At 59.0% G+C, this 23,972-nt stretch carries 21 protein-coding genes and 2 pseudogenes; 15 read left to right on the top strand and 8 right to left on the bottom strand.

Features of this window, described 5'->3' with window-relative positions; translation table 11 throughout:
* Positions 1–6: 6 nt before the first annotated feature.
* Entirely contained in the window at positions 7–1,527 is a 1,521-nt protein-coding gene (locus tag B7X65_RS21245) for a conjugal transfer protein TraG N-terminal domain-containing protein (RefSeq protein WP_293596259.1), read from the top strand.
* 11 nt (positions 1,528–1,538) lie between these two features.
* Here the strand turns inward: B7X65_RS21245 and B7X65_RS21240 are convergent, their stop codons facing one another.
* The 3 genes from B7X65_RS21240 to B7X65_RS21230 all read right to left on the bottom strand — a co-directional run bounded on the left by B7X65_RS21240 (position 1,539) and on the right by B7X65_RS21230 (position 3,260).
* On the bottom strand, positions 1,539–1,904 hold the full coding sequence (locus tag B7X65_RS21240; protein ID WP_003090216.1) for a DUF3742 family protein: 366 nt from the start codon (positions 1,902–1,904) through the stop codon (positions 1,539–1,541).
* Between the two features lie 84 nt (positions 1,905–1,988).
* Positions 1,989–2,621, bottom strand: a complete 633-nt coding sequence (locus tag B7X65_RS21235; RefSeq protein WP_003090219.1) for an RES family NAD+ phosphorylase — start codon at positions 2,619–2,621, stop codon at positions 1,989–1,991.
* A 12-nt stretch (positions 2,622–2,633) separates the two neighbouring features.
* Positions 2,634–3,260: a hypothetical protein gene (locus B7X65_RS21230; RefSeq protein WP_003109769.1), complete on the bottom strand. Its 627-nt coding sequence runs from the start codon at positions 3,258–3,260 to the stop codon at positions 2,634–2,636.
* A 696-nt stretch (positions 3,261–3,956) separates the two neighbouring features.
* Between B7X65_RS21230 and B7X65_RS21225 the strand changes: the two genes are divergently transcribed.
* The 4 genes from B7X65_RS21225 (at position 3,957) to B7X65_RS21210 (ending at position 8,820) form a co-directional block, all read left to right on the top strand.
* Complete coding sequence (locus B7X65_RS21225) at positions 3,957–4,379, top strand: cobalamin-dependent protein (RefSeq protein ID WP_293596258.1); 423 nt, start codon at positions 3,957–3,959, stop codon at positions 4,377–4,379.
* The gene (locus tag B7X65_RS21220) at positions 4,376–6,037 is read left to right on the top strand and encodes a methylmalonyl-CoA mutase (RefSeq protein WP_293596257.1); all 1,662 of its coding nucleotides are present in this window, start codon (positions 4,376–4,378) and stop codon (positions 6,035–6,037) included. Before B7X65_RS21225 ends, B7X65_RS21220 begins: the two co-directional genes overlap by 4 nt.
* 14 nt (positions 6,038–6,051) lie before the next feature.
* The gene (meaB, locus tag B7X65_RS21215) at positions 6,052–7,239 is read left to right on the top strand and encodes a methylmalonyl Co-A mutase-associated GTPase MeaB (RefSeq protein ID WP_293596256.1); all 1,188 of its coding nucleotides are present in this window, start codon (positions 6,052–6,054) and stop codon (positions 7,237–7,239) included.
* 984 nt (positions 7,240–8,223) lie between these two features.
* Complete coding sequence (locus B7X65_RS21210; protein ID WP_293596255.1) at positions 8,224–8,820, top strand: TetR/AcrR family transcriptional regulator; 597 nt, start codon at positions 8,224–8,226, stop codon at positions 8,818–8,820.
* Between the two features lie 717 nt (positions 8,821–9,537).
* On the opposite strand, the gene B7X65_RS21205 is transcribed toward B7X65_RS21210, so the two are convergent.
* The gene (locus tag B7X65_RS21205; protein ID WP_293596264.1) at positions 9,538–10,722 is read right to left on the bottom strand and encodes an isovaleryl-CoA dehydrogenase; all 1,185 of its coding nucleotides are present in this window, start codon (positions 10,720–10,722) and stop codon (positions 9,538–9,540) included.
* Between the two features lie 205 nt (positions 10,723–10,927).
* Between B7X65_RS21205 and B7X65_RS21200 the strand changes: the two genes are divergently transcribed.
* From B7X65_RS21200 to B7X65_RS21165, 8 genes are all read left to right on the top strand, one after another.
* Positions 10,928–12,874 (top strand): AMP-binding protein, encoded by a 1,947-nt coding sequence (locus tag B7X65_RS21200; protein WP_293596254.1) that lies wholly within the window; start codon positions 10,928–10,930, stop codon positions 12,872–12,874.
* Between the two features lie 91 nt (positions 12,875–12,965).
* A complete protein-coding gene (locus B7X65_RS21195; RefSeq protein ID WP_293596253.1) occupies positions 12,966–13,751 on the top strand; it encodes an ABC transporter ATP-binding protein in 786 nt (261 codons plus the stop codon).
* 160 nt (positions 13,752–13,911) lie between these two features.
* Complete coding sequence (locus B7X65_RS21190; protein ID WP_293596252.1) at positions 13,912–14,841, top strand: branched-chain amino acid ABC transporter permease; 930 nt, start codon at positions 13,912–13,914, stop codon at positions 14,839–14,841.
* A 153-nt stretch (positions 14,842–14,994) separates the two neighbouring features.
* The gene (locus tag B7X65_RS21185; RefSeq protein ID WP_293596251.1) at positions 14,995–16,071 is read left to right on the top strand and encodes a branched-chain amino acid ABC transporter permease; all 1,077 of its coding nucleotides are present in this window, start codon (positions 14,995–14,997) and stop codon (positions 16,069–16,071) included.
* 65 nt (positions 16,072–16,136) lie between these two features.
* Entirely contained in the window at positions 16,137–17,465 is a 1,329-nt protein-coding gene (locus B7X65_RS21180) for an ABC transporter substrate-binding protein (protein WP_293596250.1), read from the top strand.
* A gap of 200 nt (positions 17,466–17,665) precedes the next feature.
* Positions 17,666–18,475: an ABC transporter ATP-binding protein gene (locus tag B7X65_RS21175; protein ID WP_293596249.1), complete on the top strand. Its 810-nt coding sequence runs from the start codon at positions 17,666–17,668 to the stop codon at positions 18,473–18,475.
* A 118-nt stretch (positions 18,476–18,593) separates the two neighbouring features.
* Positions 18,594–19,856 (top strand): AMP-binding protein, encoded by a 1,263-nt coding sequence (locus B7X65_RS21170; protein WP_293596248.1) that lies wholly within the window; start codon positions 18,594–18,596, stop codon positions 19,854–19,856.
* A gap of 74 nt (positions 19,857–19,930) precedes the next feature.
* On the top strand, positions 19,931–20,497 hold the full coding sequence (locus B7X65_RS21165) for a cob(I)yrinic acid a,c-diamide adenosyltransferase (RefSeq protein WP_293596247.1): 567 nt from the start codon (positions 19,931–19,933) through the stop codon (positions 20,495–20,497).
* Between the two features lie 20 nt (positions 20,498–20,517).
* On the opposite strand, the gene B7X65_RS21160 is transcribed toward B7X65_RS21165, so the two are convergent.
* The 3 genes from B7X65_RS21160 to B7X65_RS21150 form a co-directional block, all read right to left on the bottom strand.
* Complete coding sequence (locus B7X65_RS21160; protein ID WP_293596246.1) at positions 20,518–20,718, bottom strand: hypothetical protein; 201 nt, start codon at positions 20,716–20,718, stop codon at positions 20,518–20,520.
* A 168-nt stretch (positions 20,719–20,886) separates the two neighbouring features.
* Positions 20,887–21,315, bottom strand: coding sequence for an SOS response-associated peptidase family protein (locus tag B7X65_RS21155; RefSeq protein WP_293596245.1), 429 nt, complete (start codon positions 21,313–21,315; stop codon positions 20,887–20,889).
* Positions 21,269–21,661, bottom strand: a complete 393-nt coding sequence (locus B7X65_RS21150; protein ID WP_293596244.1) for a hypothetical protein — start codon at positions 21,659–21,661, stop codon at positions 21,269–21,271. The genes B7X65_RS21155 and B7X65_RS21150 overlap by 47 nt, the downstream gene beginning before the upstream one ends.
* A 476-nt stretch (positions 21,662–22,137) precedes the next feature.
* Here B7X65_RS21150 and B7X65_RS21145 point away from each other — a divergent pair.
* Positions 22,138–23,111 (top strand): annotated as a pseudogene (locus tag B7X65_RS21145) (SulP family inorganic anion transporter).
* A gap of 16 nt (positions 23,112–23,127) precedes the next feature.
* Positions 23,128–23,316, top strand: coding sequence for a universal stress protein (locus B7X65_RS21140; protein WP_293596243.1), 189 nt, complete (start codon positions 23,128–23,130; stop codon positions 23,314–23,316).
* Positions 23,317–23,552: 236 nt separating this feature from the next.
* Here B7X65_RS21140 and B7X65_RS21135 read toward each other — a convergent pair.
* Positions 23,553–23,972, bottom strand: a pseudogene (locus B7X65_RS21135) (integrase); the annotation flags it as partial.

The raw sequence follows: 23,972 nt of genomic DNA, 5'->3' as shown, positions 1-23,972 counted from the left end.
GAGGACATGACGCTTTTCACCACCGACTACTTGGAGTACTACCTGACGCTGGTGTCGTGGATCGTCCATAACGGCATCTGGGCCCTGCTGGTGGCGAGCGGCGTATTCGCGCTGCCTTTCATTGCCATCATCGTGCAGGAATGGCTGAAGGCCCGTGCGGAGGGCGCCGACGAAGGCAACAAGGGCGTGCTCTCGGCTGCGCGCATTGAGAACCGGGTGTTCGTCGCCATCGTGGTGGTGATGTTCGCCGGCATCCCATTCATCGACGTGGATCTCAACACCATCCGCTACGACAGCTCGCGCTCGGCCCAATGCCAAGTCAGCGTGCCGCAGCCCACCGATACCGGCTGGTCGCAGTCCTTCAGCACTATCAACAACCAGTCGGCGAAGGTGCCCGTCTGGTGGGCCTTTATGCACACACTCTCGCGAGCAGTGACCGGTGCCTCTGTGGCGGCGATTCCCTGCGGCACCGACTTGCGGCAGATGCGCATGGAGATCGACGCGACGCGCATCGACGACCCGGTATTGGCTCAGGAAGTGGCGGATTTCTCGCGGGACTGCTACGGACCGGCACGCGCCAAGCTCTTCATGCAGCGCCCGGACCTCGATGAGACACAAATGCACGACGTGACCTGGATCGGCTCGCGCTTCTTCACGGACACCGGCGGCTACTACGACAGCTATCGCTCCAGCACACCACGCGATGACTGGCCCTACGACAGCAACCGTGATGCCGGGCTTGCGCAGGTGGCCAGCGGTGGCGGCTATCCGTCCTGCAGGCAGTGGTGGGCCGATGGCAGCAATGGCCTGCGCGCACGCCTGCTGGGGCAGGTAGACCCAAGCCTGCTGAATCGCCTGGCGGGCTGGGCCGGCTTTCTGAGCCGAGCCGAGGTGGACGACTCGGTAATCCGCACCATCGCCTCGCCGCGGCAGCAGAAACTGAACCAGGGCAACGTCTATACGGACTACGGCGGCCAAATCGACAAGACCCTGCCAAACATCGTGACGCGGGCCACGGGCGACGTCGGCATGGCTGTCGGCGCGATTGCCGCGTTTCCCGCCATGGACGTGGTGCGCCAAGCGCTGCCCATGGTGCTCGGCTTGCTCAAGATGGCGCTGGTCATCTGCATCCCGCTGGTGCTGGTTGTGGGCACCTATGACTTGAAGACGGTCGTTACCGTGAGCGTCGTGCAGTTCGCGCTGTTCTTCGTCGATTTCTGGTTCCAGCTCGCGCGCTGGATCGACAGCACCATCCTCGATGCGCTTTATGGCTGGGGCTTCGGCTGGAACCGGCCACACGCCAACTTCGATCCACTGGTGGGGCTGAACAACGCGTTCGGCGACATGCTCTTGATGTTCGTCGCGGGCACGATGTTCCTGGTGCTGCCAGGATTCTGGCTGGCAAGCCTGACCTGGGTTGGAATTCGGGCGGGACATGCCATTCAGGGGTTGTCGGACGGCAGCAAGAGCGCCGGCCAAGCCGGGGGCAAGGGGCCTGGGGCACTCACGGGAGGCAAGCTGAAGTAGCCCGGAGTCCGTCAGTCGTCGGTGTACAACTCGTGCGACGTATCGTTGTACAGATTGGGATCGTAGCCCGGTGTCTTGCGCAGTTCTGTGAGATCGGTGAAAGGCCACTCGTCCTCGTCAGAGGTATTGGCAGCAGCAGCCCACGCCGCCGCCACGACGCCCAACAACACGAGTGCGAACCAAAAAGCAACGTAGAGCAGCAATCCCACCACAGACAGCTTGACCACCCACACGAGCGCGGTGGCAACGGCCGCCGGCACCCCCTTGGACACCAACCAGTTCGACGCCCGACGTTCGCCGCGCGCGTAGGCGCGCCATCCGCGGCCAAAGGTGCGGCCGAGGCGTTCTGCGGTGCTGATGCGGGTCGTGGTGTTCATGGTCGTCTCCTGCTACAGAGGGATGCCTATTCCAGTTTGGTCCATTTCATTCTGTTTGGGGCTTCAATGTGCTCTCTTGCCGCTTCAGGACGCTTCGTCATCCGGTTCCACCGGCCCGGGATCAGGCTCCACGCCGACGCGATACGTGGCAACGAAGCGCGGCCAGTCCACATGGTCCACCAGGTCGATGTCATCGACAACGCCGACTCTTGCTGCCGCACGCTCGAACAGGGCGATGCTCTTGGCGGGATAGTTGTTGCGCGACGGATAGAGCACCCCGTCGAACAGCGGCTGGCCATCATCGCCGAGCATCGCATGCACCTGGGCGGACACCTGCTGCGTGTGCGTGTAGTCGCGGCTGGCCAACTGTTCCAGGTTCAGGCCGAAGTAACCCGCCATGACACCCTCGGCCGTGAGATCGGCCAAGCGCACGTCGTCCAGGACCCCCACGGCCCGCACGAGCCGGCTCTCGACTTCCTTCAGCGCAATCGAGCGCTTCTCGTCCGCCAGCCACTGGTGCTTGTGAAACACCGACTCCATCAGCGCCGTGGACAGGTCGCGGCCCAGGTAGAGCACGCCGTAGGTCCGCGCCGGGTCGTCGTAGCGATTGGTGCCGCTGCGGCCATAGTACAGCGGGCTGCCCCGATAGACGACGCGGCTCACATGCTGGAGCAGTTCACCCGCATCGATCAAGAACAAGGGCAGTTCGCGGCTCATGGCGGTCTTGCCTCAATGCACCTGGACGCCCAGCACGTTGAACACCGCTTCGGCCACGTCATCGATCGTGCCATGCGTCACCGCATCCACCGGCGAGCGTCCGCCCAAGCCTTCGAGCGGTTCGGATAGTGCGCGGTAGATCGTCCAGTGGTCGATGCCCTCGACCTCTTGAAGCACGGTTTGGGTCAACTGCTGCTTCACCGGGTCGAGCTGCCAGTCGGGCAGCTTCTGGCCGCGCGGCCCCACATTCAGCGCCAGCAGCCGGCGCGCGAGGATGTCCTTGTAGATCTGCTGGCGCGACTTGTCCGCCAGCTTGGCGTACTCGGGGATCGGCAGGTTGTGCGGCTGGTTGAAGGATTCCAGCAACACGGCGCGGCCTCGCTGGACGTCGGTTTCAGTCGGGGTCCAGCGCGTTTCGGTGCGCAGCGCGGCCGCCTTGCGCGCCAGGGCCTGCTCCACCGTTTCGCCTTCGAGGTTGGCTGGCAGTTTTACCGCCTCCACGCGCTCGTGAATGAACGCCTGCAACTCGGCCGCGAAAGCCGGCGCATCCCGGATTTCAACGGTATCCGCGAAACGGCGCACGTCCTCCACGGTGACGCGCGGCAGACGATCGGCAATGAATTCAATGGCGGTGGGCATGGTCATCTCCCAAGCAGGTTTGAGACAGGATTCACTCTAGTCGCCCTTGTCGCATTTGTCAACTTAGTCGCCTGAGCGAGAGCCTACCTGCCGGGGGTAGCGTCCCCGCAGCATAGGCAGGGGCCAGCGCCAGGTCTCCGTCCAATCCATTCGTGCGGGTTCCACATTGACGCTGGAGACGCAACCCAGGCCCGGCTATACCGAAACGGTTAAAGGCCAAAGGGCCGAAACGGCAAGGGAATGGGGTGCAAGGGGAAAGGCCCTACCTCGAAAAGGCGAAAAGGCCTCCCGGCCGGCCCCCCAGAGGACACCCGCATGCTCTCCCTGTTCCAGCGAAAACGGCCCCCGGTCGCTGCCCCGTCGCCAGCGCCCGCCACCGACCTCCCACAGCAAAGAGATTCATCCTGAAAGATTTCACTTCCCCAGACCCCATGAAGGGTCGCAGAAAAAATTGAGTAGACAAGCGAGCGCTTGCTTGGAATAATGATCCACTTTCTTGTACACAAGTGAAAGCCCATGTTCAACGCCTGCACGTGAGTCACCTGACTTGCATTCTTGCCGCCTGCTGGGGGGTTCTGAAATGGATGTTCTCCGCGGGCCATACAGCTGGGCAATGAAATGGTTCCACCCCGAAGGTCGCGACTCCCCACGCGTCCTCGAGCGAAGGTTTGTGGGGGCTAGAAAAGGAATTACGAAATGGCTGAACGTCCACCGAGGGTGATCGTGACGAAAATTGGATTTGATGGGCATGACCGGGGTAGCAGGGTGATCGCTGCATGTCTCCGCGATGCAGGAATGGAAGTGATTTACACCCCGCCGTGGCAAGAGATACCGACGGTCGTCAAACTCACTATGGAAGAGGATGCAGACGTTATAGGCATTTCATCGCTGGCAACAGATCACCTAATAGTGCCAAAGCTGCTTGCTGCGCTTCGCGAGGCTGGACTGTCCGATGTACAGGTTATCGTTGGCGGTATCGTTCCCGCAAAAGACGAAAAGATGCTTCTGGAATGCGGTGTAGCGCAGGTATTTCATCCTGGCACATCTTTGGACGATGTCGTTCTTTCGGTGCGATCACTATGTGAGAAGCGCCGTACATTGCAAGGAGCGTCACTATGAACAAAGAGCAAACTTCCAAGGGGCAAGCTCGCTGGGAAGCCGATTTCGCCAAGAGCGTAGTGGGCGCAACAACTATTTACAACCGATCAGGGGTTGGCATAAGGCCCCTATATACGCCGCAAGATACAAAAGGTACGCAGTACGAGGAAACGCTGGGTTACCCCGGGCAGTACCCATATACCCGTGGCATCTATGCCACCATGTACCGGGGCCGTAGTTGGTCCCAGCGCCAGCTCATCGGGCTGGGAGTGCCCGAGGATTACAACCTCCGGGTCAAGGAAATTCTCGAATTGGGCGCGTCCGCCCTGTCGCTCATTCCCTGCAACTCAGTGTTTCGAGGCTACGACGCTGACGAAGTGCCGTCGGAGCTCCTTGGTACTTGTGGAACAGTCATTAATCATGTGGAAGACATGGGTGTCGCACTGGACGGTGTCCCCATTGGCGACCTATCCACTGCAATGAATGACCCGTCACCTTTCACTTTGCTCGCCTTTGAATTGGGTGTGGCCAAGAGACGTGGGGTACCTTGGTCCAAGATCACCGGCACCTCAAATCAGAGCGACTGCATTTCGCATTTCGTAGCCAATCACATGTTCTTTCGCCTGGCGTTACAGGGCGCGCGCCGGGTGATCGTGGACCACATTGCTTTCGTGAATAAGCATGTGCCGGGATGGAACCCACTATCGATCGTCGGGCAACACATGCAGCAAGCAGGCGCAACCCCGGCTGAAGCTATGGCCTTCACGCTCTGCTCAGGTATCCAGTACGCTGAAGACTGCATCGCAGCCGGCATGGACCCAGACCAGTTTCTTCCGCGTTTCACCTTCTTTTTCGACATTTCTATCAGTTTCTTTGAGGAAGTAGCCAAATTTCGAGCCGGCCGACGAGTTTGGGCTCGACTATGTAGAGATCGCTTCGGCGCCAAGGACCCACGCTCCTGGCGCTTCAAGTTCCATGGGCAAACCTCGGGCGTAGACCTAACACGACAGCAGCCGCTTAACAACGTTGCTCGAGTCACGGCACAAGCAATGGCTGGAATCTTCGGTGGCCTGCAGTCTCTCCACACGGACGGCTACGACGAGGCGTTCTCAACACCCACCGCTGAAGCAGCCCGGATCGCGGTCGCTACGCAGAATATCCTGCGGGAAGAGGCGCATCTGACAGACGTCATCGATCCGTTAGGAGGCTCGTATTACGTAGAGTCGCTAACCGACGACATTGAGATGAAGATTAACGAGATAATCTCAATGATTGACGAAGCAGGCGGCATGTACCAAGCAGTCGAAAAGGGAATCGTTCAGCGAATGATTGGTGAGTCTGCGTTGGCATTCCAGAGGAAGGTAGATGCTGGTGAACAGACCATTGTGGGTGTCAACGCCTACCAAGTCGAGGAAGATCCTGTTACTTATCCGTCGCTGGAATACCCCGATGCAGAGCGCATGAAGTCGTACTTGCGGCGTCTTGCCGACTTCAAGAAATCTCGTTCCAAAGACGATGTGGAAAAGGCTATTAGTGCACTAGCCAAATCGGCAAACAATATCAAGTCCAATGTGTTTGAACACGTTGTTGCGGCCGCCGAAGTTGGTGCAACCCACGGAGAGATATGCGGCACTCTTCGGAGAGAAATGGGTTTCGGGCAACCTCTTACTGTGGTCTGATGGATATGAGCAACATGAACATTCAGAAAGCAATGGGAGGCGATCGCCGATCAATCGCGCAAGCGATAAGTGCGCTGGAGAACGGCGGCGAGACAGCATACGAGGTGCGCCGCGCCATCGCGAAATCTCAGGGACGTGCGCACGTGATCGGCGTGACGGGGCCACCAGGTGGCGGGAAGTCCACTCTGGTATCTGTGCTGATAAAAGGGTTGAGAAAAAAGGGGAGAACTGTCGCAGTAGTCGCTATCGACCCCTCAAGCCCATTTACTGGAGGAGCAGTCCTTGGGGACCGCATTCGCATGGGTGAACGTCAAAGTGATGAAGGTGTATTCATCCGGTCGTTGGCTTCTCGCGGCCATCTCGGTGGTCTCTCCGTTTCCGCCGGCGATGTGATCGACCTCTTCGATGCGGCCGGCTTCGATGTCGTGATCGTCGAGACTGTAGGCGCGGGCCAATCGGAGGTAGAAATTACACGCTTTGCAGACACACGTGTCGTGGTTTGTCCACCTGGACTCGGAGATGACGTGCAAGCGATAAAAGCAGGCATGCTGGAAATCGCGGATGTTTTTGTAGTGACTAAGGCTGATCTACCTGACGCACGCAAGACCGAATCCGAGCTACTTGCCATGTTGTCTCTGAGGCGATCAAAGGGTGCGGCGATAGAAGTCAAATGCGTGTCTGCTCCAAGTGAAGAAGGAACAGATGCGCTGGTTGATTGGCTTGATGCCCGAAGTGAACGCGGGCGTCGCCACGCGGAAGGTGGCGCTAGGACAGCTTACAACCTGGTTTCCCAGTGCATCGAGGGCGACAACATGGCCCAGTTGCTCGGCATTGAACTTGTCTCCGCGTCAAAGGGCAGCACCACACTTCGAATGAAGACGCAGCGAATTCACATGAATTTCAACAATCGATGCCATGGAGGAGCGCTGTTTGCATTGGGCGATATGGCACTCGGTCTAGCCTGCAATTCGTACGGAAGGATAGCCACCCTAGTCGATGGACAATTGAGCATCTCAACTGCGGTTGAAGAGGGCGAGTGGCTTGTGGCCCATGCGCAAGAAGTGTCACGATCGCGAAAAATCGGCAGCTATCAGGTTCAAATCACACGTGCGCGTGATAACGAACATATTGCGCTTTTACATGGAACTGTCTACGTGCTGGACAAGCCGGTGGAAGTGCCACAAGGCATTGAACTGCCATGAGTATGCTCTCAGAAGGACCACTGCATGGCCGGGGCCGTCGGCGGCTCCGATCTCTCAAGCGCCTCGCACGGCAGGGCAGCGGCACTGGCGCCTCACCCGCGCTCCAACTCCAGAGTCAGGCGATTGCATTGGCATTTCTTGATCGAAGCATCAAGTTCAAGCATCGCCGATTGGCTGTTTTTCGTCTTAAAGAGGCCGCTGAACTTGGAGCCCCTATCGAGGAAGTGCATTGGACCTACTGTTGGAATGTTGTGGCGTCTGGCGAGGACTCGAAGTTGCATTCAGAGTTCTTGAAAGCGCAAGAGTATTCGCGTAAGAAGCATAGAAATAGGCTTGGAGGTTAAAGGCCTATGTGTAAGGAATTGATTAAAGCTTTAGGGTTTTGAACGCCTCGATACGCGAAGAGTTAAATTTCGCTATTACATCAGAAAGTTCAATGGTTGACTCGGCGTGGCTGTTTCGTGTAATTGTTGGATTGCACGGATATTTATTGATGGCCTAAATATTTGGCCAGGCTACCATCCTTAAATCGACATTTGTTGTCTTTGAGCGGACGAGGCCCCAAACCAGAAAACGATTCTCGGCTCATGAATGTTCAGGTGATCAAATTATCCCAACACGAATTGCTAAGCAATTCTGTGTAGATGCGCGCGGGCAGATAACTGCAGGGCTGGTAGTCTGTATGCATCCTTTTCAGTTGTTACTCGATTCAGGATGTCAAGCAATACCCCGTGCGTAAACTTGAACTTCTGCGGGACTGCCCAACTGATATTGGGATGAGGTGCTCATGCTTTTCAAGTAGCAGCTGCGGTCGTACTCGTCCGCCGGGCATTTGTGTTCTTGTAGTGGCCATGATTCACATGGTTTCGATGACCCACAAGACAGGATACATACCACCCCTGTGCCGAGGAGTGTTCTACTCTGACGGTCGTAGGTTCTACTGGGATGGTGGTAGGATGTTATGGAGACATAACTGTCTTTACCATGAACAATACAGAAATGGCAAAGAAAACGAGTGGTCAGGTTAGTAGGTTGCCGCAGATCTTGGATAAGGCGGCGGAGCTTTTCGCTGCCAATGGCTATGGAGGCACTTCTACACGAGACATCATGGGGTCACTCGGTATGCCTTCTGGCTCTCTCTACTGCCACTTTCCATCCAAGGAAGACCTTCTTGTTGCAGTTTACAAGGTGGGCGTGCAGCACGTTATAGATGTTGTTGACCAAGCGCTAGTGGGTGAGTCGGATCCCTGGGTTCGCTTGGAGAGTGCATGTGCAGCCCACCTTCAGGCCATTCTCGTTGACAACAATTATGCACAAGTTATTACCAAAATAATGCCCGAAGATGTCCCCAGTGAATCGACAAGGCTCACAGAATTACGTGATAGATACGAGATGATCTTTGTAAAGGCTATTGAGGATCTGCCGCTGCCGTCTGATATTCCGAGGAAATCTTTAAGATTGCTGCTTCTGGGTGCACTTAATTGGTCTCGAATTTGGTACCGACCTGGGCAGGACACACCGGCTGCCATTGCCTCTGAATTCGTGAAACTCTTGAAAAATGCATCTTGCACGATGGAATAGAAAATGATTGGGATTTAGTAGTGTGTTTCTATCTCTAGCCTATTGCATGGAGGTGAGCTGCTATCTCTGTCATTGTCGAGGGAGTGGCATTGGTGGTTCTTTTTGTCTCGAGTTTTTCATCCTTCGCCATAGTTTGAAACTGCTGTGCTTTACCCGATTCACCTTGGAATGATTCCTTAGGTACGTGCTCATTTTTTTATCGGTCTGTCGTAGACTATTCGTTCGCACTGCAAGTGACCATAGGCACTCGACGAAATGAAATTGTTAATTGCTCCTCCACGTCTTTTGCTGGGTTGATGATGGCGCCTAAATTCCGTCGCTGTACCTCGCCTTAACGCAAATGTGCCATATGCGGTCCAGTTAGTGACATTTCAAGTGCATTGTTATCAATAAGTACAACTTGCTTTTCAGCAGCTATTCCACTTGCTTATTCATGGCTGTCAATTGCCGACGACAGCGGTTCTCAATCAGAAAAATAGCCCTTGTGTCGTTGAAAGGACTCTGATTTCGAGTTCGTCCCATTGAAACGGCTCGTTGGTATCAGGATCGCTTACGAGGCAGTGGCTAGTCCGCATTGGTAGGCTGCTTCGCGTGGGGCATTGCCGCTCGCACTTGCAGCGGTCTGGTATTGGTTCGCATAGGATCCTTCACCATCAGGTTGTTTGTTGGATCCAGTTTGGTTTTATGCAGGGCGGATTCAACTCTAGGGTATGCAAACTAGCAGGTTTCGGCAAAAAGCTCACGCCCGATCAGCATGCGGCGGATCTCGCTGGTACCGGCGCCGATCTCGTACAACTTGGCATCGCGCCAGAGGCGGCCCAGCGGATACTCGTTGATGTAGCCGTTGCCCCCGAAGATCTGCACCCCCTCACCCGCCATCCAGGTGGCCTTCTCGGCGGTCCAGAGAATCACGGATGCGCAGTCCTTGCGCACCTGGCGCACGTGGTCGGTGCCCAGCAGGTCCAGGTTCTTGGCCACGGTGTAGGCGAAGCTGCGCGCCGCTTGCAGCACGGTGTACATGTCGGCCACCTTGCCCTGGATCAGCTGGAACTCACCAATGCTCTGGCCGAACTGCTTGCGGTCGTGGATGTAAGGCACCACGTTGTCCATCACCGACTGCATGATGCCCAGTGGCCCGCCGGTGAGCACCGCGCGTTCATAGTCCAGCCCACTCATCAGTACCTTGGCGCCCATGTTCAGGCCACCGAGGATGTTTTCTGCCGGCACTTCCACGTTGTTGAACACCAGCTCGCCGGTGTGGCTGCCGCGCATGCCCAGTTTGTCCAGCTTCTGCGCGATGCTGAAGCCCTTCATGCCCTTCTCTATCAGGAAGGCCGTCACGCCGCGCGCGCCCAATTCGGGCTCGGTCTTGGCGTAGACCACCAGCGTGTCAGCGTCCGGCCCGTTGGTGATCCACATCTTGCTGCCGTTGAGCAGGTAGAACCCACCCTTGTCTTCGGCCTTCAGCTTCATGCTGATCACGTCGGAGCCCGCGCCCGGCTCGCTCATGGCCAGCGCACCCACGTGTTCGCCGCTGATCAGCTTGGGCAGGTACCTGGCCTTCTGCTCGAGCGAGCCATTGCGGTTGATCTGGTTCACGCACAGGTTGCTGTGCGCACCGTAACTCAGGCCCACTGAAGCGCTGGCCCGGCTGATTTCTTCCATGGCCACCATGTGCGCCAGGTAGCCCATGCCGGCCCCGCCGTCTGCTTCGGGCACGGTGATGCCCAGCACACCGAGCTCACCCATCTTGCGCCAGCAGTCCATGGGGAACTGGTCGCTGCGATCGATCTCGGCCGCGCGTGGCGCGATTTCGGCCTGGGCGAAGTCGCGCACCGCATCGCGCAGGGCGTCGATGTCTTCACCGAGCTGGAAGTTGAGGCCGGGCAGCTGCATGTTCAGGTTTCCAAAGCATTTTTCAAAAGAAGTACTTGCGCAAGCAGGGTAGGGAATTCCCACCCCCTCTCGTCATTGACATCGAGTAGCTCGTACAGCAGACTATACTAAACTAACGCTTGCTTGGTATAAAAATGTGCAGACTACATCACTGCTTTGCCTGCAGCTTCCTGTGGTTTAGCCAGTTAAACGCTGCAAAGGACGAAGAACAGTGAACTCGACATTCCCTAGACTAATGTTGAAGCAGGCCGCAGAGCGAGGTAACCATCCCGCCATGCGCGAGAAGGAATACGGCATCTGGCAGACCACCACCTGGGCTGCGATGGCCAGTCTGGTGGAGGCTATCGCCTGTGGCCTGCACCAGGCCGGCCTGCAGCGCGGCGAGCACATGGTGGTGATCGGCGCGAACCGTCCGCGTCTGTACGCCACCATGCTGGCGGCGCAGTCCATCGGTGCCATTCCGGTGCCGCTGTACCAGGACGCGGTGGGCGCCGAATACGTCTTCCCAGTGAACGATGCCGACGTGCGCTTCGCTGTGGTGGAAGACCAGGAGCAGGTCGACAAGATGCTGGAGATCCGCGACCGCTGCCCGCAACTCGCCCACATCTATTTCGACGACCCTCGCGGCCTGCGCAACTACGACCAGCCCGGCCTGAGTTCGCTGGAGGAACTGATGGCCGCAGGCGAGGCCTTTGCCAAGCTGCACCCGCAGGTGTTCCGCGAGCAGGTGGCCATGGCCAGCCCCGACGACGTGGCCGCGATGTTTTTCACTTCAGGCACCACCGGCAACCCTAAGGGAGTGATGCACACGCACCGAACATTGATTGATCGGGCCCATGCAGGCGCAAACTTTGACCGGTTGACCAACAAAGAGGAGGTGTTTGCATATCTTCCCCCTGCCTGGATCGGCCAGAACATCTTCTCGTACGCTCAATGGCTGGTGGCCGGCTACGTGGTGAACTGCCCGGAATCAGGCGCCACCGTCACCATCGACCTCAAGGAAGTGGGGCCTACCTACTACTTCGCGCCACCGCGCGTGTTCGAAGGCCTGCTCACCACGGTGATGATCCGCATGGAAGACGCCGGCCTGATCAAGCGCAAGATGTTCCACTACTTCATGGATGTTGCACGCCGCGTGGGCCCGGACAAGCTCGACGGCAAACCGGTCGGGCTGGTGGATTCGATTAAATACGCGCTGGGCAACGCCATGGTGTACGGCCCGTTGCGCAACAGCCTGGGCTTCAGCCGCGTGCGCGTGGCCTACACCGCCGGAGAGGCGATCGGCCCTGATCTCTTCAGCTTCTACCGCTCCATCGGCATCAACCTCAAGCAGCTCTACGGCTCCACCGAAACCGCGGTGTTCGTGTGCCTGCAGCCCGACAACGAAGCCCGGGCCGACACCGTGGGTGTGCCTTGCGAAGGCGTGGAAATCAAACTGTCTGAGACTGGGGAAATCCTGGTGAAGTCGCCCGGCCTGCTCAAGGGCTACTACAAGAACCCGGAAGCCACGGCCGAAGTGCTCACGGCCGACGGCTGGTACCACACCAGCGACGCTGGCTTCATCGACGCATCGGGTCACCTGAAGATCATCGACCGCGTGAAAGACGTGGGCCGCATCAAGGGCGGCGCGCACGACGGTGCGATGTTCGCGCCCAAGTACGTGGAAAACAAGCTCAAGTTCTTCTCGCACATCAAGGAAGCCGTGGCCTATGGCGACCAGCGCGAGAAAGTGTGCGTGATGATCAACATCGATTTTGAAGCCGTGGGCAACTGGGCCGAACGGCGCAACCTGCCCTACGCCGGCTACACCGATCTGGCGCAAAAGCCCGAGGTGCATGAGCTGGTGCGCCAGGGGGTAGAGAAAGTCAACGCCGATCTCAGCCGCGACGAATTGCTGGCGGGCAGCCAGATCAGCCGCTTCCTGGTACTGCACAAGGAACTCGACGCCGACGATGGCGAACTCACCCGCACCAACAAGGTCCGCCGTGGCTTCATTGGCGACCGGTACAGCGAGCTGGTGGATGCTCTCTACAGTGGCAAGACCGAACAATACATCGAGACGAAGGTGAAGTTCGAGGATGGCCGCACCGGCAGCGTGAGCGCCACGCTCAAGGTGGGCGACGCCAGGACATTCACTCCCGTGAAGGCAGCGGCATGAACTGGCGCTCCCCCGTGCCTTTGCTGGAACTGGCCCACCGCACCCCCATCTCGCGAGCACAACGACCGGCTCAGTGCGAACGGAGTTTTGAATGACCCAGAAGAAGATAGGCGACGTCATTCTGGACGTCCACAACATCAGCCTGCGCTTTGGTGGCGTCAAGGCACTGACCGACATCAGCTTCGATGTGCGCGAACACGAGGTGCGCGCCATCATCGGACCCAACGGTGCAGGCAAGAGTTCGATGCTCAACTGCATCAACGGCGTTTACCAGCCGCAAGAGGGTTCGATCAACTTCCGTGGCCAAACTTTCAAGCACATGAACAGCCGGCAGGTGGCCGAGATGGGCATCGCCCGCACCTTCCAGAACCTGGCGCTGTTCAAAGGCATGAGCGTGATCGACAACATCATGACGGGCCGCAACCTGCGCATCAAGAGCAACCTGTTCCTGCAGGCACTGCGCATTGGCCCGGCCCAGCGCGAAGAAGAGCAGCACCGCGAGTACGTCGAACACATCATCGATTTCCTCGAAATCCAGGCGCACCGCAAGACACCGGTGGGCCAGTTGCCCTATGGCCTGCAGAAGCGCGTGGACCTTGGGCGCGCATTGGCGATGGAGCCGCAGGTGCTGTTGCTCGACGAACCCATGGCCGGCATGAACCTGGAAGAGAAGCAGGACATGAGCCGCTTCATCCTGGACGTGAACGACGAGTTCGGCACCACCATCGTGCTGATCGAACACGACATGGGTGTGGTCATGGACATCTCCGACCGCGTCGTGGTGCTCGACTACGGCAAGAAGATCGGCGACGGCACACCTGAAGAGGTGCGCAACAACGAGGAGGTGATCAGCGCCTACCTCGGAACCTCTCATTGATGGACATCACCACCATGCAGCAGAAAACCACAAACCGTCGCATGAAGAAGCCACTTCCACAGATGTCGTGGAACCGGCTTTGCGGGCCCACAGACATCGCCCCCTCAAGCGGGGATGAGGCCACGCGCAATGAACAAGCAACGGGGGGGAGATAACCACCATGGCGTTCTTTCTTGAAACCTTGTTCGGCGGCCTCATGGCCGGCATGCTCTATTCGCTGGTGGCGCTGGGCTTCGTGCTCATCTTCAAGGCGTCGGGCGTGTTCAACTTTGCCCAGGGGGCGATGGTGCTCTTTGCCGCCCTGGCCATGGCCCGCTTCTCGACCTGGATTCCCGAGTGGCTCGGCATCGAGGACAAGTTCCTGGGCAACGCGCTGGCCTTTGTTGTGGCAGCGGCCCTCATGTTCGTGATGGCCTGGCTGATTGAGCGACTGGTGTTGCGACACCTGGTGAATCAGGAAGGCGTGACCCTGCTGATGGCCACGCTGGGCATCACCTACTTCATCGACGGCCTGGGCCAGACCATCTTTGGCAGCGACATTTACCAGATCGACGTGGGCATGCCCAAGGATCCGGTGTTCCTGTTCGAGGGCGTTTTCGAAGGTGGTGTGCTGATCAATCTGGAAGACGTGTATGCCGCCTGCGTGGCCGCGCTGCTGGTGATCGTGCTCTCGCTGTTCTTCCAGAAGACAGGCACTGGCCGCGCGCTGCGCGCGGTCGCCGACGACCACCAGGCGGCCCAATCCATCGGTATTCCACTCAACCGCATCTGGGTGATCGTGTGGTTCGTGGCCGGCATCACCGCGCTGGTGGCTGGTGTGATCTGGGGCTCCAAGCTGGGCGTGCAGTTTTCGCTGACCACGGTGGCGCTTCGCGCCCTGCCCGTGATCATCCTGGGCGGCCTGACTTCGGTACCCGGCGCCATCATCGGCGGCCTGATCATCGGTGTGGGGGAAAAACTCTCCGAGGTGTACCTGGGCCCTTACGTGGGCGGTGGCATCGAGATCTGGTTTGCGTATGTGCTCGCACTCGTCTTTCTGCTGTTCCGGCCACAAGGTCTGTTCGGCGAAAAAATCATTGACCGCGTCTAGAGATGAAGCACCCCCTGCGCCGCTTCGCGTCTTCCCCCTCTCTCTCGCCTTCGGCGGGAGGGGGACGCTCCCTGTGGCCCGGCAGAGCCGGTTCCACGGAAGCCAGGGACGAGTCACTTCTCGCCGGATAGGCTGAGACAAAGGAAAAATCGGATGTTCTACAGAGAAAACGGTCAGTTCAAGACCTCCTACCGCACCGACCAGCAGATCTTCCCGATCGCGCAGGACCGCTGGCTCATCCTGGCCTTGATCGCCTTCGCATTCGTTGGCGTGCCGCTGCTGGTCGATGAATACATGTTCCGCGCCATCCTGATTCCGTTCCTGATCCTGGCGCTGGTGGCGCTGGGGGTGAACATCCTGGTGGGCTACTGCGGGCAGATCAGCCTGGGCTCAGGCGCCTTCATGGCGGTGGGCGCCTACATGGCCTACAACACCTATATCCGCATCGAGGGCATGCCGCTGATCGTGGCACTGCTGGCCGGGGGTTTCTTCGCCACGCTGGTGGGCATGTTCTTTGGCATCCCCAGTCTTCGTGTGAAGGGCCTTTACCTGGCGGTGGCCACGCTGGCCGCGCAATTCTTCTGCGACTGGGCCTTCCTGCGCATCGGCTGGTTCACCAACAACACATCCTCGGGCTCGGTGTCGGTGTCCAACCTCAACGTGCTGGGCTGGACCATCAACACCCCGGTGGAGAAATACCTGTTCTGCCTGGGGTTCCTGGTGGTGTTCGGACTGCTGGCCAAGAATCTGGTGCGCTCCGCCATTGGCCGCGAGTGGATGGCCATTCGCGACATGGACGTGGCCGCCGCCGTGATCGGCATCCGCCCCATGTACGCCAAGCTCAGCGCCTTCGCTGTGAGCTCCTTCATCATCGGCGTGGCCGGTGGCTTGTGGGGCTTTGTTCACCTGGGCTCGTGGGAGCCGGCTTCCTTCTCCATCGACCGTTCGTTCCAGCTGCTGTTCATGGTGATCATCGGTGGCATGGGCTCGATCATGGGCAGTTTCTTCGGCGCCGCCTTCATTGTGGTGCTGCCCATCTTCCTGAACCAGTTCCTGCCCTGGCTGGGCGGCCTGGTGGGTCTGTCCATTTCCACCGCTGCCATTTCGCACATCGAGTTCATGGTCTTCGGTGCGCTCATCGTCTGGTTCCTCATCGTGGAGCCCCATGGGCTGGCCAAGCTGTGGAGCATCGCCAAACAGAAGTTGCGGTTGTGGCCCTTTCCGCACTGAGAAAACAAGAGAAGGGTCAACCACTCAGACGCTATGTATAAACATTCGAGCAACCAGGAGAACATATGACCGCGAAAAGTCGCATCATCGCAATCGCAGCTTCGGCAATCGTTTTTGGCAGCTTCGCAGTAACCAGCTTCGCGCAGGAGAAGCAACAGTTTTTCCCACTTCTAACTTTTCGCACAGGACCGTACGCTCCTAGTGGAACACCTTGGGCCAATGGGTTTGTCGATTACTTCAAGCTTGTAAATGCGAAGGGAGGGATCAACGGCGTCAGCGTTCTCTGGGAGGAATGTGAAACCGGCTATGCAACTGATCGTGGCGTCGAATGCTACGAACGTCTGAAGAGGAAGAATGGTGGCGCCACCGTGTTTCAGACCATGTCGACAGGTATCACCTTGGCTTTGACTGAGCGCGGTGCGGCAGATGGTATTCCCATACTCACACCTGGCTACGGCCTGAGCGAAAGCGCCGATGGACAAGTGTTCAAGTGGAGTTTCCCAATCGCAGGCTCACACTGGACCTCTGCTGACACGCAGATTCAATATCTGGGTCAAAAGGTCGGGGGGTTAGACAAGCTCAAGGGGAAAAAGATCACCTTGCTCTATCACGACAGTCCTTACGGGAAAGAGGCAATTCCAGTAATGAATGCGCGTTCAAAGGAACACGGATTTGATCTCGTAGCGATTCCGGTGTCACACCCCGGGGTGGACCAAAAAGCAGCGTGGCTGCAAATACGCCAGGCTAGACCAGACTACGTGCTCCTTTGGGGTTGGGGAGTGATGAACTCGACTGCATTAAAAGAGGCGCAATCTACGGGGTTTCGGCGTGATCGAATCGTGGGTGTGTGGCCTTCTGGGTCGGACTCGGATGTCAAAGGCGTGTCTGGTGCAGACGGGTACAGCGCAGTCTTGGTTTTGCCAGGCCCTGGTTTCGACTCAAAAATTGCAAAAGAGGTGCTGTCGACCTTGCATGCCAAGGGAGAGGGGGCTGGGCCAAAGGATGAAGTCGGGTCCGCTCTGTATATGAGGGGACTCATGAATGCGATGCTAGCAGTCGAGGGAGTTTGGCGGGCACAAGAGAAGTTTGGGAAGGGTCAGGTTATGAATGCTGCGCAAACGCGTTGGGGTTATGAGAACCTCAACATCGATGAGAATCGGCTGCAGTTGCTTGGCCTTGATGATGTAATGCGGCCGGTGGTCACGAGTTGCAAAGATCACATGGGCCCGTCGTATGCGAGGGCGTACACATGGAACGGCAAAAGTTGGGAAACCAGCTCTGACTGGCTTGAGGCCGATACGAAAATTTTGACGCCCCTGCTCAAAGCTGCCGTGGAGAAGTATGCAGGCGAGAAGAAGCTGACGCGCCGCACACCTGCGGATTGCCAGTCCTGACCTGGAACTTCACCCACCTCCGCGCCCCCTGCGGCGCGCTACCTCCTCCTGGGGGCGGTGCCCGCCGTCCGGCGGTATCCCTTGAAGGGGCCTGCATTTGCGGCGGGGCTTTCCCCAGCAACTGAATCGAGCTGCCATTCACAAGGCCGGCGTGCCGTGTCTTGTGAATGGTCTTCAACGAAGGCTCAGAAGGAACACACATGAGTACTCCCAACATTGTTCTCAACGTCAACGGCATCGAGGTCATCTACAACCACGTCATCCTGGTGCTCAAGGGCGTTTCGCTCAACGTGCCTCAGGGCAAGATCGCGGCGGTGCTGGGTGGCAACGGGGCCGGCAAGACCACCACGCTGCGTGCCATCTCCAACCTGCTCAGGGCCGAGCGGGGGGAGGTGACCAAGGGCAGCATTGAACTGCGCGGCGAACGCATTGAAAACCTCACGCCGGCCGATCTGGTGAACCGGGGGGTGGTGCAGGTGATGGAAGGACGGCACTGCTTTGCCCACCTCACCATCGAAGAGAACCTGCTCACCGGCTCGTACACCCGCAAGGACAAGGGCGAGATCGCGGCGAACCTGGAGAAGGTCTACAACTACTTCCCTCGCCTGAAGACGCGCCGCACCTCGCGGGCGGCCTACACCTCGGGCGGCGAGCAGCAGATGTGCGCCATCGGTCGTGCCCTGATGACCAACCCCAGCGTGATGCTGCTCGACGAACCCTCCATGGGCCTGGCGCCGCAGATCGTGGAAGAAGTGTTCGAGATCGTGAAAGACCTCAACACCAAGGAAAAGGTCACCTTCCTGCTCGCCGAGCAGAACACCAACATGGCGCTGCGTTATGCGGATTACGGCTACATCATGGAGTCGGGCCGGATCGTGATGGACGGTGCGGCCGAAGACCTTCGCAACAACGAAGACGTGAAGGAGTTCTACCTGGGCATGGGCGGGGGGGAACGCAAGAGCTTCAAGGATGTGAAGAGCTACAAGCGCCGGAAACGCTGGTTGGCTTAGCCCACCCCCGCGCCGCCTGCGGCGTCACCCCCTCAAGGGGGCAACGCGAGTGGCCCGGCGAAGCCGGTTCCACCGCGTTCTGGATCACTCCCCCTTACTCATACGTTTCTGAATCGCCATGACCGACTACTTTGACGCACTGGAAACCCGCTCACCTGACCAGCGTGAGTCCGAGCTGATGGCTTCGCTGGCGGGTCAGGTGGCGCATGCACAGGCACACAGTGCGGCGTACGCGGGCATCCTCGATGGCGTGCGCGCGGCCGATGTGAACAGCCGTGAGGCCCTGGCCCGATTGCCCGTGACGCGCAAGAGCGAGTTGCTGGAGCGGCAGAATGCCTCGCGTGAGGCAGGGAGCGATCCTTTCGGGGGATTTTCTGCGCTGGTGCGCGGCCCCCAGATGTCACGGGTGTTCGCCTCCCCCGGCCCCATCTACGAACCCGAAGGCAGCACGCGCGACTACTGGCGCGCCGGGCGTGCCTTGTACGCCGCCGGGTTCCGGTCCGGCGAGCTGGTGCACAACGCCTTCAGCTACCACATGACGCCAGGCGCATTCATCCTGGAGTCCGGTGCCCACGCCGTGGGCTGCACGGTGTTCCCGGCCGGCACTGGCCAGACCGAACAGCAGCTCGATGCGATCACCGAACTGCAGCCCAACGGCTACACCGGCACACCCAGCTTTCTTCGCATCCTGATCGAGAAAGCCGTGGAAACCGGTACCGACATCCACAGCCTGACCAAGGCATCGGTCGGCGGTGAGGCCTGCCCACCCAGCCTGACCGCCTGGTTCAAACAACAGGGTGTGGCCGTGTACCAGACCTACGCCACCGCCGACTTGGGGCTGGTGGCGTATGAGACCGCTGCACGCGAAGGCCTGGTGCTGGACGAAGGCGTGATCGTGGAAATCGTGCGGCCCGGCACGGGCGATCCCGTGCCAGAGGGTGAAGTGGGCGAACTGGTGGTGACCACGCTCAATCCGGCCTACCCGCTGATCCGCTTCGGCACCGGCGACCTCTCGGCCATGCTGCCGGGCCCCTGCCCCACCGGGCGCACCGCTCCGCGCATCAAGGGCTGGATGGGCCGTGCGGACCAGACCACCAAGGTCAAGGGCATGTTCGTGCATCCCGCTCAAGTGGCCGAGATCGTGCGCCGTTTCCCCGAGATTCTTCGCGCGCGACTCGTGGTCAGTGGCGAGATGGCCAACGATCAGATGTGTCTGCATGCGGAAATCAAGGAAGCTCCTGCTGACGAAGGATTGCGGGCCCTCCTTGAGACTGCTATGCGTGACGTGACTAAGTTGCGCGGCGATGTCCAGCTCGTGAAGCACGGTAGCTTGCCCATGGATGGCAAGCTGATTGAGGACTTGCGATCCAGACCAGCATAGAAACAATCCCGATCCGACTTGTTAGTTCGCAGCGTGCAATCTTTTGCGCTAGGCCAATATCGAAATGGAATTTTATGGGCAACCGACTCACGCAGATCGCCACCCGCACAGGTGACGCCGGCACCACCGGCCTGGGCGACAACACACGCGTTTCCAAGAACAGCCTGCGCGTGCACGCCATGGGCGATGTGGACGAGCTGAATTCACACATCGGCGTGTTGCTGTGCGAAGACATGGCCGACGACGTACGTGCCGTGCTAGTGGAAATCCAGCACCAGCTCTTCAACCTGGGCGGCGAGCTGTCCATCCCCGGCTTCGAGCTACTCAAGCCCGAAGCGGTGCTGGCGCTCGACGAAGCGCTGGTCACCTACAACGAACAGTTGCCTCGCCTGCAAGAGTTTATTCTGCCCGCGGGCAGCCGCGCCGCCAGCCAGGCCCACGTGTGCCGCACGGTAGCGCGGAGGGCCGAACGTGCAGTGGTGGCATTGGGCACTGAAGAAGCCATGAAGGACACGCCGCGCCAGTACCTGAACCGCCTATCTGACCTGATGTTCGTGCTGGCACGCGTGCTCAATCGCATGAACGGCGGTGACGATGTGTATTGGAAAAGCGAGCGAATGTTGAGATCAACTGTTCTCTAACTACAGAGAACGTTCAACTTTCACAATTGGCTCCTAATCATGTGCGACGCATCGTCGACCACCGCATAGCACAGATCGGTGACCGCCTGCGGGTGTGCTTGGTTCTGGTCGAGCACTACGTTCTGTAGTTCGAACGGGAGCGGCAGCTTGGCTTCAGGATTCAGGTCAGGCTTATGTATGCGACTCATCAGCGGGTGACTGTTGGCATGCAGCGTGAGCATCGTGTAGCTCTCATGCACCACTCGAGAACCCTTGTCGGTCCAGGCATTCCACAAACCGGCCAGACCCCAGGGCTCGCCATCGGCGTGTTTGAACCGTCACCAGACGTTTTTCCCCGACTCCCAAATCGGTTCATTGAACCAATCGGCGGGAATGATGCACCTCTGCCCTCATGCCCACGGATGCTTGAAGCTGGCCTTGCTGGTCAGCTCTTCGGACCTGGCGTTGTTGGTCAAATACTTGATGTTGAAAGTCTTTGAAAACCACGGTATCAGACCCCAACATCCCACGACCAGCTCGCGTGAATACCCGGCATCGTCGCGTGCGCGGCGGATGCACCGGGCTTGCGCGGTGCAACAACGCCGCCTTCCCACACGAGGTGATCGGCAACCGATGGTTGCCAGTGCCTGCGAATGCCTTCGAGCTTGGTCGAACCGTACAAGTTGCACATGCACTAAGCATAGCGCCGAAGGCGCGCAGAAGGCGACGCACGGAAGCAAACCAGAAACGAAAAAAAGCGGCCCCAAGGCCGCCAGATCGCCCTGCTGCCCCTTAAACCGGGTAGGCCTTGAGTGGTGAGGGAAGCCACCGCCGACCATTCAACCGCTTTTGCGCGGTGGTAATCGCATCCCCCTTCTTCATGCTGGCGAGGTCGGCAGCATCGCTGCCCGCCTCGGTCACCGCCTCCATCATCTTGGCCTTGGACACAGCGCCCAGGTATGTTTCCTCTGTCGGCTCCCACCAATCGGCCATGTCCACGGCCACGGCCTGCTCGATGGCGGCAGAGGCGTCGAAACCGTGCGCGTTCGAGCGCTTAGCCTCCTGCGAAATCACGTTGTAGGAGCGCCCAACGAACAGCGCCAGAATCTTGACCAGCTGCGACTCATCCAGCGCCAGCAAACGGGCGAAGACCTCGGCAGGCTCGCCCACCATGTCGGGCAACACCTCGGCCTCGGGGTAATGTCAATATCTGAGCAGGCAGCCGGGTTAGCAGCCTCGGATCAACCCGAATTCCGTCAAACCTTCTTCCTTGGCCCCTGGCCGGTGCGCGGCCGTATCACTTATCTCGACTACGACATCAGCGGCTCATGAGAGCCAGCTCCGAGTATTTCAATTTCAAGGAATACCGGGGCCACAACCTGTACAATTCAGGGTTTTCCCTCATCTGTCTACGCGCCGGAACCCACTCTGGTCGCCCACAGACCACAGGACATACCCTTGTAAAACGACGTCGACCATCACCGCTTGCTTCCTCACCGGGTTCACTCACGGAAGGATAGTTGGCAGTTGGCCCGGCGCATGATGGCCCACCCTCTACGGGTTGGCTCGGTTGAACCTTTCACCCGACAGCGCTTCGTTTTCCCCAGCTCCGCTTTCCCGCGCTTTGGTGCGGCACCAGCTCGAGCCCATTCTCTTCGCACATGAAATCTTTCCAGCAGGACTGGCTGTCCAACATCCGTGGCGACTTGCTCGCGGGCATCGTCGTTGCACTCGCGCTCATCCCCGAAGCCATCGCGTTTTCCATCATTGCCGGCGTCGACCCCAAGGTCGGGCTGTATGCATCGTTCTGTATTTCCGTGGTGATCGCGTTCACCGGCGGGCGCCCCGGCATGATCTCGGCCGCCACCGGCGCCATGGCGCTGCTCATGGTCACCCTTGTCAAAGACCATGGCCTGCAATACCTGTTGGCCGCCACTGTACTCACCGGCGTGTTGCAGATCATTGCCGGCTGGGTGCGCCTGGGCGTGCTCATGCGTTTTGTATCCCGCTCGGTGGTCACCGGCTTCGTGAACGCACTGGCGATCCTGATCTTCCTGGCCCAATTGCCCGAGCTCACCAACGTGACCTGGCACGTGTACGCCATGACGGCCGCCGGTCTCGCCATCATCTACGGCTTCCCCTACATCACCAAGGCCATCCCCTCGCCCTTGGTGACCATCGTAGTACTGACCGCCGTAGCCATTTTCATGAACATGGACATCCGCACCGTGGCCGACATGGGCGCGCTGCCCGACAGCCTGCCGTTCTTCCTGATCCCGCAGATCCCGTTCAACCTCGAGACATTGCTGATCATCTTCCCGTACTCGCTCACGCTGATGATGGTGGCCGCACGCGCACTTACCAGATCCTGGGTCAGGTGTTCTTTGCCTCGGCCGACCGATTCACGAACTCGTTTGACTACAAGGAGGTGGTGGACAAAGTGCGCATCGACGTGAGCCGCGCGCACTTCTGGGACATAACGGCCGTAAGCTCACTGGACAAGGTGGTGCTGAAGTTCCGCCGCGAGGGCACCGAGGTGGAGGTGGTGGGCCTGAATAAAGCCAGCGCCACCATGGTGGACAAATTCGCTGTGCACGACAAGGACGGCGCCGAAGACATGCTGATGGGTCACTGAAGTGGGAGATATCAACATGAACAACGAACCCAAAGTCCTGGCCTGTGTGGACCAGTCGCCCTACGCCGACAACGTGACCGATGCCGCGGCCTGGGCCGCCCTGCGCATGGGCGCACCGCTGGAACTGCTGCACGTGATCGACCGCCAGGAAGGTGCTGCACCGGTCACCGACCACAGGGGTGTTCGTCCTTTTGATGCGGATTGACACGCCAGCGCCAAAATACTCTTTATAAAACAACAAGTTAGATATTCGGCATTTTTCGTCGAACTCGCCTTGAGTGCAGATTGACACGTTTGTTTTCTCCATAGGAGCGCGATTCAACCGGTTGAACTCTCGGCTGCTAGCTTGGCTACAGCCAAGTCAGGCTGCGCCAGACGTCGAAGTCAGCCGCTCCAGCATGAGGGTCGGCCGTGATTCCTGAAAATTTCGCAGAAACAGGCCTAAGTCCCTGTCGCTGTTGGATTTTTCGCCTCTCTCTTGGCTGATCGACTGGCTCCTGCAGCCGGGCTTTGCACGGCCAAATCAGGTCCAGGCGCCGACGCACTGAAGCGCTCCAGCATGCTGGCCACCACCTGTTCTTGTGCCGTGACGGATGACCTAGCTGTCGCCAGCGCCACTTCCAACTGCTGCTTTGCGGTCAGCAGCTCGTCGACCTTGGCCTGCAATTGCTCATTCGAGGTGCTCAGCTGCTGGACGGCGGCGTCCTGCTCGACCAGACGCCGGCCCAATTCCTCGGTGCGCCGCTGCGCAAACCCCAGTTCATCCTTGAGCGGCCGCAGGCCGCGCACCTCTTCGTGGGCCTGGTGCAGATCGCCCTGGGCGCGAGACAAATCGCCCAGCAGGCGCGCGTTGTCCTGAAG

The sequence above is a fragment of the Polaromonas sp. 39-63-25 genome, from assembly GCF_002278925.1.
In the GTDB taxonomy this organism is placed as follows: Bacteria; Pseudomonadota; Gammaproteobacteria; order Burkholderiales; family Burkholderiaceae_C; genus Polaromonas.
This window is presented reverse-complemented; position numbering and strand designations above follow the sequence as displayed.